This is a genomic window from Hydrogenophaga sp. (genome assembly GCF_048549895.1).
Taxonomy (GTDB): domain Bacteria; phylum Pseudomonadota; class Gammaproteobacteria; order Burkholderiales; family Burkholderiaceae_C; genus Hydrogenophaga.
On record NZ_JBLYYB010000198.1, the window covers coordinates 1 to 3,454 of the forward strand.

Sequence of the window (3,454 nt, forward strand, 5' to 3'; positions counted from 1 at the left end):
AGCACGCTGCTGCGCCTGGTGGCGGGGCTTGAACCTGTCTCCGGCGGCGCGATCCGCCTCGATGGCCAGGACGTTGCAGGCCTGAGCGGCGACACCCGCATCATGTTTCAGGACTCGCGCCTCTTGCCCTGGAAGCGCGTGCAGGACAACGTGGCCTTGGGCCTGCCGCCCGCGCAGCGTGGCGCAGCCGCCGACGTGCTGGCCCGCGTGGGCCTGGGCGATCGGTTGACCGAGTGGCCCGCGCGCCTGTCCGGCGGTCAGCGCCAACGCGTGGCCCTGGCGCGTGCCCTGGTGCACAACCCGCGCCTTCTGCTGCTCGATGAACCATTGGGCGCGCTGGATGCGCTCACCCGCATAGAGATGCACCGCCTCATCGAAGGCCTGTGGCGCAGCAGCGGCTTCACCGCGCTGCTGGTCACCCACGACGTGCAAGAGGCCGTGGCCCTGGCCGACCGCGTGATCCTGATCGAGGACGGCCAGATCGCGCTGGACCAGCGCATCGACCTGCCGCGTCCGCGTTCACATGGCGACGCCGCGTTTGCCGCCATCGAAAAACGCATCCTCGACCGTGTGCTGCGAAAGCCCGATGGGGAGCCTGCGCACGAGGTTTCCTGGCCCGGCGTGCCTGCGCATGGCTTGCGCTGGGCGGTCTGATTTCTCTCTCTCTCTCTCTTTTCGTTTGCTTGTTTTTCTTTCTCTGACCTCTTTTTCAACGGACTATTCAAGGAGAACCCCATGTCCATCCAAGCTATCAACGTACGCAACCAGTTCAAGGGCAAGGTCCGCGAAATCATTCGCGGCGACGTCGTCTCCGAGGTCGATGTCGAGACGCCATGGGGTGTTGTCACCTCGGTCATCACCACCCGCTCGGTGGACGACCTGGGCCTCATCGTCGGCTCCGACGTGGTCGCGCTGGTCAAGTCCACGGAGGTGTCGATTGCCAAGCTGTGAGACAGCTTTGGGACAGAAAATTTGAATTAAATTCGGCTCCAGCGCTTGGTGGGTAAGCGCTGGAAGCTATAAAAACGAGAGTTTTCCTGAGACGCGCTTACATTTGGTAGACGCTATTCGCTTGAGCAAATACATGATGCTGCGTATCACTACGAACAAGTCAGAACTCGATGTCTCGCTGATTCACGAGTTCCTCAGTAAGCACTCCAGTTGGGCCTGAGGGATTCCTCGCCCTCTTGTTCAGCGGGCGATTGACAATTCCCTTTGCTTCGGCGGGTTCGTTGGCGATAGGCAAGTGGCTTTTGCGCGAGTTGTCTCTGATTTAGCCACCTTCGCAAACCTTTTGGATGCTTTCGTCTTGCCTGGCCACAGAGGTAACGGATACAGCAAGGCCATCCTGGGTCCCGTCTTGGCGGACCTGCACTTGCAAGATCTTCGGCGCTTCAGTCTGGCGACGGGTCACGCACATGGTCTGTATGCGCAATTCGGCTTCACACCTCCGCTGAAGCCGCAATCTCTGATGGAGCGGTATTGCCCGAGCATCTACCACGGCAATACGCAATAACCAGGTTTTTTGGCTCTGGAAAGGACCTAGCACACCGTGTTGAGATCCTCCTGGCCGGGAGGCTGCGACCGTGGTCCGCGAGGCCTGCTGTCGACATAGGCAACACAGGCAACCATCAGCTGCGCGGCGAGGTACTGTCGCAGCACGATGCCCTCCGTGACACGACACACCCGTTGGAGATATGGTTCGAATAGAGCCCCAGCGCTTGATAGGTAATCGCTAGCAGCTATCAAAAAATGAGTATTCTGCGCCTGCTATCTGGCAAGAACCCTGGGGCCATTCAGCCCAAAACCGCCTACGCGGCTTAGACTCAGCCGCATGACGACTCTCCTTCTTTGCACTTTTGCCGCCTTGGCTGCGCTGCTCCACGCAGCGGCTGTCGCGCGAGCGGCGGCAAAGAAGAATGCGCGTCGTCAGCTGACGCCAGCACATTCCTAAGCCCGGCGGCACCCCCTCTCACATCACTTTTTTCAGCGCAACCATCCACCGCCGGGCACCACCTAGCGCGGTAGCGGCCGTCTTGTTCTCACGGGGCGACAGCCGCATTTGATGGAGTGCTTTCATGCATGAAGCTGTTGTTGTCGTTCACGGCGAGCGCACGCTCACCGACCTGGACTATTCGCGCCTGAGCAAGCTGGTGGGCCACCAGCTCCCCGCTGTTCTTGAAGATCTGCTTGCCAACGCAGACATCACCAACTCGCGCGCCGTGTCGGCCAACGTGGTCACCATGTATTCCCGCGTGGAACTGGTGGACGTGCACACCCACCGGCGCCAGGTGCTCACCATCTGCTACCCGCAAGACGCAGAACCGGCTGCGGGTTTCATTTCGGTGCTGTCGCCCGTGGGCATCAGCCTGCTGGGCCTGAAGGTGGGGGATGTTGCCAAGTGGCACACGCCGCATGGCGAAGAGTGCGCGGCCGTTGTCGAAGGCATTCAGTTCCAGCCTGAGGCCACGGGCGACTACGTCACGTAGTCGTTAGCCCCGAAGCAACCCGTCTGCGGCCCGCCAGGGGCCGCGCTCACCCGCATCACCGCCGCCAGCCCGGCGCCATCTCGCATTGGCGCTTCGGGATAGGTGCGCGCTGTGCAAAACAGAAGGACGTTCAACCATGACCCCTCGCTCCATCCTCGCCATCACTGATTTCTCTCTGCAGGGAGGCCATGCCATCGCGCGCGCTGCGCTGCTGTGCGCTGAGCACCGTGCAACTCTGAGGCTCGTCTATCTGGCCCCACCCGCTGAGGCACCCCCGCCGGACGCGGGCGTGCGCCTGTCGCACCACGCGCTGCAACTCAGGCAGCGCCACAACATCCATGTTCACGCGGCAACGCGCATCGACTTCACCGCTGCGGATGTGGCGCGCGAGGCGGCGGTCGCCGACCTGGTGGTGTGGGGCACGGCGCCGTTGCGTGGCCTGCGCGCCTGGTTCAGCGCGCATCCCGCCATCCAGATGCTGCGTGCCTGCCAGCGCCCTGTGATCGTGGTGCGCAATCCTGCCGACCAGCCTTACCAAACTTTGATGGTGGCGGTGGACTTCTCGCGGGTGTCGCACCGCCTGGTCGAGCTGGCTTTTGCGCTGCATCCCACCGCGCGGGTTGAGCTGTTTCATGCGATCAGCACCGCCAACGAGGGCAAGCTGCGGTATGCCGAAGTGTCTGAACGCGCCATTCAGATCTACCGGGAGGAATGCCGCCGCCATGCGCAAGACCGTATGTTCACACTGACCGATTCGTACGACGCACGGCGCAACCGGCTCTCGTCTTCCATCGGCCGGGGCGATCCAGCCCGGCAGGTAGTGGTGCAACAGCAGAACACGGCAGCGGACCTCATCGTGGTGGGCAAGCACCCGGCGTCCAGGCTCTCGGACCTGCTGTTCGATAGCGTGGCGCAACGCGTCGTGCGCGATGCGCTCGCGGATGTGCTGGTGGTGCCGAACGACT

The 3,454-nt window shown here is 62.4% G+C and carries 5 protein-coding genes; all 5 read left to right on the forward strand.

The window, feature by feature from the left end:
• Positions 1 to 654 (forward strand): ATP-binding cassette domain-containing protein (locus tag ACN4F8_RS18600; RefSeq protein WP_419474940.1); only part of this gene is annotated, 654 nt, incomplete at its 5' end.
• An 81-nt stretch (positions 655 to 735) separates the two neighbouring features.
• On the forward strand, positions 736 to 951 hold the full coding sequence (locus ACN4F8_RS18605) for a TOBE domain-containing protein (protein WP_055393898.1): 216 nt from the start codon (positions 736 to 738) through the stop codon (positions 949 to 951).
• A gap of 250 nt (positions 952 to 1,201) precedes the next feature.
• On the forward strand, positions 1,202 to 1,516 hold the full coding sequence (locus tag ACN4F8_RS18610; protein ID WP_353848481.1) for a GNAT family N-acetyltransferase: 315 nt from the start codon (positions 1,202 to 1,204) through the stop codon (positions 1,514 to 1,516).
• 562 nt (positions 1,517 to 2,078) lie between these two features.
• Entirely contained in the window at positions 2,079 to 2,489 is a 411-nt protein-coding gene (locus tag ACN4F8_RS18615; protein ID WP_055393900.1) for a GreA/GreB family elongation factor, read from the forward strand.
• 136 nt (positions 2,490 to 2,625) lie between these two features.
• A partial coding sequence (locus tag ACN4F8_RS18620) for a universal stress protein (RefSeq protein ID WP_419474941.1) occupies positions 2,626 to 3,454 on the forward strand: 829 nt, incomplete at its 3' end.

Coding starts and splice junctions, on each gene's coding strand:
- ACN4F8_RS18605 (WP_055393898.1), top strand. CDS start 736: ATGTCCATCCAAGCTATCAACGTACGCAACCAGTTCAAGGGCAAGGTC.
- ACN4F8_RS18615 (WP_055393900.1), top strand. CDS start 2,079: ATGCATGAAGCTGTTGTTGTCGTTCACGGCGAGCGCACGCTCACCGAC.